Consider the following 437-nt stretch of genomic DNA (forward strand, 5'->3'; position numbering starts at 1 on the left):
GATTCTGATACTGACTCAGAAATTGACTCGCTTACTGATTCTGATACTGACTCTGAAATTGATTCACTTACTGATTCTGAGATTGATTCAGATACGGATTCGCTTACTGATTCAGATACTGACTCTGAAATTGATTCACTTACTGATTCAGATACCGATTCGCTTACTGATTCAGATACGGATTCAGAAATTGATTCGCTTACTGATTCTGACACTGACTCAGATACAGATTCACTTACTGATTCTGATACGGACTCTGAAATTGACTCGCTTACTGATTCTGACACTGACTCAGAAACGGATTCACTTACTGACTCAGATACAGATTCTGATACGGACTCTGAAATTGACTCGCTTACTGATTCTGATACAGATTCAGAAATTGATTCGCTTACTGATTCTGATACTGACTCAGAAATTGATTCACTTACTGATTC

1 protein-coding gene is annotated in these 437 nt (G+C 37.8%); it reads left to right on the top strand.

The genetic code is table 11. The annotated features are described in order from the left end of the window. Positions 1–437: hypothetical protein (locus tag AB2B50_RS09580; protein ID WP_320693323.1), on the top strand; the 437-nt coding region annotated here is incomplete at both ends.

Origin of the sequence: Streptococcus fermentans (genome assembly GCF_040888305.1) — a bacterium.
Lineage (GTDB): Bacteria > Bacillota > Bacilli > Lactobacillales > Streptococcaceae > Streptococcus > Streptococcus fermentans.